At 65.5% G+C, this 3,397-nt stretch carries 4 protein-coding genes; all 4 read right to left on the reverse strand.

The features are described 5' to 3' along the window. On the reverse strand, positions 1-423 hold the full coding sequence (gene arfB / locus ABY403_RS14720; protein WP_372841574.1) for an alternative ribosome rescue aminoacyl-tRNA hydrolase ArfB: 423 nt from the start codon (positions 421-423) through the stop codon (positions 1-3). A gap of 113 nt (positions 424-536) precedes the next feature. Further along, positions 537-1,709 (reverse strand): TIGR03862 family flavoprotein, encoded by a 1,173-nt coding sequence (locus ABY403_RS14725; protein ID WP_372841575.1) that lies wholly within the window; start codon positions 1,707-1,709, stop codon positions 537-539. A gap of 132 nt (positions 1,710-1,841) precedes the next feature. Continuing rightward, on the reverse strand, positions 1,842-2,864 hold the full coding sequence (gene holA, locus ABY403_RS14730) for a DNA polymerase III subunit delta (protein ID WP_372841576.1): 1,023 nt from the start codon (positions 2,862-2,864) through the stop codon (positions 1,842-1,844). Beyond that, the gene (gene lptE / locus ABY403_RS14735; protein WP_372841577.1) at positions 2,861-3,349 is read right to left on the reverse strand and encodes an LPS assembly lipoprotein LptE; all 489 of its coding nucleotides are present in this window, start codon (positions 3,347-3,349) and stop codon (positions 2,861-2,863) included. Before lptE ends, holA begins: the two co-directional genes overlap by 4 nt. Positions 3,350-3,397: the final 48 nt, after the last annotated feature.

Raw genomic sequence — 3,397 nt, forward strand, 5'->3', positions numbered from 1 at the left:
CTATTCATCGTCGTCAACCTTGCCGCGCAGCGCCTTGACCTCGCCGCGCTCGGCCTTATGCGCGAGGCGCCGCCGCTTGCTGCCAGCGGTGGGTTTGGTCGGCACACGTCGTTTTGGCGCAACCAAGGCTGCGCGGATCATTTCGGCCAGCCGTTCGCGCGCCGCTTCGCGGTTACGCGCCTGACTGCGCGTTTCTTCGGCGCGGATCACGATGGCACCGTCAAGCGTCCAACGCCGCCCGGCAAGCCGCTTTAGCCGCGCCTTTACGGCTGGCAGCAGGTGTGGGCTGCGTTCAGCCTCGAACCGCAATTCGACTGCGGTCGAGACCTTGTTGACGTTTTGCCCACCCGGCCCTTGCGAGCGGGTAAAACTTTCAACCAACTCCCAGTCGGCAATCGTGATCGCGTCGTTGATGCGCAACATACCTGCTCTGCCTGCGCACGGGGGCCGCGGCCGCTCGCGCATTCTTCTTGTTCGTGTTTCCAGCCTGTTGCGCAAAGATAGCGCATCAGGTGCTGTGCACAAAGCAGAAGTATTCAGCCCGCCAGCGCCGTGGCGGCTGCGGTGGCCGCGTGGCGGGCCGTAGCCAGGCAGGCGGTAATCAGATAGCCGCCGGTCGGTGCCTCCCAGTCGAGCATCTCGCCCACCGCATAGGTTCGGGGCAGCGCACGAAGCTCTAGCGTATCGGTCAGGCTGGCGGCGGTTATGCCGCCCGCCGAGGAAATCGCCTCGGCAATCGGACGCGGCCCTTCATGGCGCACCGGAAGCGCCTTCAGCAGCCGCGCAAGGCGGTCGGGTGCGCTGGGCAGTGGACGCCCCCATTCCTGTAACAGCGCCAGTTTGAGCGGGTCGAGGTGCAGCGCCTTGCGCAGCCAGTTGGCCACGGTATCGGTGCCGCGTGGGCGCGCAAGGCGGCCTGCAACTTCGGCAAGGCTGCGACCCGGCGCGAGGTCGAGCGTTAGGGGCGCACCGTCGCGCACGAGGTTAGAGATTGTATAGACCCCGCCGCCCTCGATGCCGCGCGCGGTAATCACGAATTCACCGCGGCTTATGCGCCCGCCTGCGGCAAGCGCCGCCCCTTTGACAGGCGTGCCGAAAAACGCGGCCATATGTGGCGACCATGCGACGGTAAAGCCCATGTTGGCCGGGCGGAACGGCGCGATCTCAACACCTTTGGCCGCCAACCACGGCACCCAAGCGGCGTCAGAGCCAAGACGGGGCCAGCTGGCACCGCCAAGCGCCAGCACGGTGGCAGCGGGCTGGGCAAGCTGCTCGCCCTCAGGCGTTTCAAATCGCAGCGCATCGCCTTGCCAGCCGGTCCAGCGCCAGCGGGTGTGCAAGCGCACGCCCATAGCATCAAGACGGCGCAGCCAAGCGCGCAATAGTGGCGACGCCTTCATTTCAACCGGAAACACCCGAAGGGTTGAGCCGGTGAAAAGCTCGACGCCTAGACCGCGCACCCATTCCATCACTTCCGTGGGGCCAAAGCTGGCAAGAATCGGGGCAAGCCATTCTGCGTCGAAATTGGCAGCGAACTGGGCGGCGGATTCATCGCGCGTCAGGTTCAGCCCGCTTTTCCCCGCCATCAGCAGTTTGCGCGCAGGGCTGGGTTTGGCTTCGCAAATCGTCACACGGTGGCCCGCGCCCGCCAGCACCTCGGCTGCCATCAGCCCCGCGGGGCCTGCGCCGATGACCATTATTTCGCTCATGTCGTGTTTGCCCTGTCTCGACCCCGCGGCCAAGGTGACGGATGTCGATTCACGCCACCTGCGCAACATGCCGCGCCGTCGCTTTGCTGCATGAGTCGCGCCGTCATGGCAAGGGGAAGTGCAGCCGGAAGCCTAGCCTTGGGCCAAATGCGCGATGCGCAGCAGGGTGCGTTCAAGCATGGCCGATGCGGGCGCGCGAGTGGAAGAGCGCAGCGCAAGGTCGGTTTCGAACAGATGCCGCAGCGCCTCTTCCAGCTTTGGCACGCTCCAGCATTGCGCTTGTTTCAGCATCCGGTCGCGCCGTGGCCCCATGACCGGAGGGCGCGCCTGCGATAACCCGGCCGCAGTGCCGCCGGGGTTGGACTTGGCGGCAAGCAAAGCGCGAAAATGGCGTTCGGCCGCGATGGCCAGCGTAACGGGCAGAACGCCCTGCCCCGAAATACGCGCCATCATGGGGCCAAAAGCTGCCTCTTGGCCCAGTGCCACGATGTTCAGCAGATCGTCTACCTCAGCCTCGATCGTGACGGGGCTACAGGCGGCCACGTCGTTCACGGAAAGCGGCGTGGTATCGCCATGCTTGTAAAGCGAGATCCGCTCGACCGTCTGGCGGAAATCACCGGGGTCTAGCGCATCGGCCAGCGCCATCAGGTCGATCATCGCCTCGCGCCCGATACCGCGCAGCCCCGCCTTTGTCAGTGTCTGCGCCACCTCGTCGCTGCTGGGCGGGTTGTCGTAAATGGCGATGCAGGGTGCGGTCGGATGCACCTCGAACAGCTTGCGCAGGCTAGAGTTTTTGCCAAGCATGCCAGCGGTCACCACAAGCATGGCATCGCCCGCGCGCCAATCGGCAAGTGCTGCCTGCACCGTGGCGGTAGCACTGTCGGTTGCGCTTTCCACCAGCACCGCGCGCGCGCCGGGAAAGAAACCTTGCGCGCGAAGGGCATCTGACAGCACCGCAGGGTCTTTGCGCAGGTCGGATGCGTCAAGGCGCGCCAGACGCATTTCGTTTTCCCCCTCGGCACCGATCACCTGAAGGATCAGGTCCTGCCGCTTTAGCGCCACCCGCATCGGGTCTGCGCCGTAAAGCAGAAGGGCCGGCAGATCGGCAGGGGGCCGCGCCAGCAGGCGTGCCGCGGCAGCGGGGTTGGGTTTCATTTCGGCAGGCTGGCGGCACCGGCCAGCAGGCGGGTTACGATCTCGTCGGCAAGAATGCGCGCCAGCCGCAGATGCGCATCATCTTCGGCGCTGGTGCTGGCAACCACGGTGCCGCTGGCTTTCCACGAGGTAAAGTTCTTGACCACTCCGGCCAGCAGTTCCGCGCCCGAGCCGATATCGATCAACTGATAGCTCGCTTCGCCTTGCAGCAGATACCGAGTCGTGATGCTGTCAGTGGTAACGGCCTGTGCGCTGCTTGTGGTGGTGATTGTATAGGCAAGCCGATAGCGCGCCACTTCGGTCGGGCCCAGACGCTCTGCCAGCCGCCGGGTCAGCGCGAAATCGTCGCGCGTTGCGGGGGCGTCGGGGGCGATGGTGCCACGCAGTGCTGTGGCACCGCCATCGGGCCCGTAAGCGGGCGTGAAGCCGCAGCCTGCCAACGCGGCAAGCGAGACCAAGAAACTTCGGCGGTCAGTGAACCACATTGACGATGCGCCCCGGCACCACGATCAGTTTTTTCGGCGGCTGGCCAG

Source organism: Phaeovulum sp. (assembly GCF_041596715.1).
Taxonomy (GTDB): Bacteria; Pseudomonadota; Alphaproteobacteria; order Rhodobacterales; family Rhodobacteraceae; genus UBA6213.